Below are 1,248 nucleotides of genomic sequence, written 5' to 3' on the forward strand. Positions count from 1 at the left end.
GCAAAAAACGTCGAATGTTGTGATGGTTTGCCTGCCTGCGGCATCCTGTAGAAGGGCCGAAACGCCCCTAAAGGCCGCCGTCCCAGTGCCGAATCACAAATTCTCGCAGGTCGTTCTGCCGCTTTTGGAACGCTTCGCTTCGGTCGCACTTGAGGCCCATAGCGAGCGCGATGGCGTTCATCGCCCGATGCAATTGCAGCTGATGGGCAAACTGAGTCCCGGTGAGGACGATCATCCTAAAGCCCAGCGCGCCCAGCACGGTCATACGCTCCGCATCCAACGCGCTGCGCTGTTTATCAAGATGGTGCGAGCCGTTGTATTCAATCCCCGTACCGCTTGCAGGCGCATATACGTCGATCTCGAAATACCCGGCCTTTGCGAGATGCTTGAACTCGTTGGGAACATCGACCCGATGGTTGAGCTCGATCTTGGCGTATCCCAGCCCTCCCTGGGAACGTTTTGCTACGACCATGATTGCGGTGGCCGTCTCCATGGGCGACCGCACGCCATCGTGCACGCGCTTGAGCACGGCGGCCGCGCGTACAGCCCCCTGACGAGATCGGTTCTCATTGCAATATGCAATCAAGTCGGCAACGGTATACCTCTGCCCCATCTCGATATAATCGCCTGTCGACAGATGATTCAAATGGTATCGGGCGCAGATTTCGTAGCCATATTCCAGCTGTTCGGGCTCGCTCATCCACGAACCCGCTTGGACAAAGCACATGGCCTCATCAACCGCCAGAAGGCCCTCTGCTACCTCGATAAGATGGTCTGGAGGTACCGGCGCGCCAAACACGTGGCACCTAAATCCCGCCGGCGTCGAGCGCTCAAAATCGAAGTTGACGAGTGTGTCGATATGGTCGAGCTCTTCTCGTGGAATACCAAGCGAAACCAGATAGTCGGTAACGATCCCAACTGCCGTTGAAGCCCTCAGCCCCTTGGCATCGAGTCCCAATTTGGGCAGGCTCGCGGTCGGCTCCGCCTCGTTAGCAGGCGAATCCTCATCGTATAGGCCGCTTGCTCGCGAGAGTGGCTCGGACGGGCGCGCCACGTTGTGATACAGCCAGGCAGTCTTATGGGACAGGACGATCGGCAGGTCCATGAGCCCTCCAATGGAGTCGGATAACCAACCTTATTCCCCTGCCCACGGGCCCGCACACCTTCGTGCGTAAGAAAGCGTTTCCGCCCGGTCGAGCGGCAGAAAAACCATCACAACATTCGATGCTTTTCCCGTTTTTGGCAAAA

General features: G+C 57.6%; 1 protein-coding gene. It reads right to left on the reverse strand.

Translation table 11 applies throughout. The features are described from left to right. Window positions 1-67 precede the first annotated feature (67 nt). Window positions 68-1,105, reverse strand: a complete 1,038-nt coding sequence (locus tag SFLMC1_RS00180; RefSeq protein ID WP_152074728.1) for a hypothetical protein — start codon at window positions 1,103-1,105, stop codon at window positions 68-70. Window positions 1,106-1,248: the final 143 nt, after the last annotated feature.

The sequence above is a fragment of the Collinsella aerofaciens genome, from assembly GCF_901212495.1.
GTDB classification, from domain to species: domain Bacteria; phylum Actinomycetota; class Coriobacteriia; order Coriobacteriales; family Coriobacteriaceae; genus Collinsella; species Collinsella aerofaciens_H.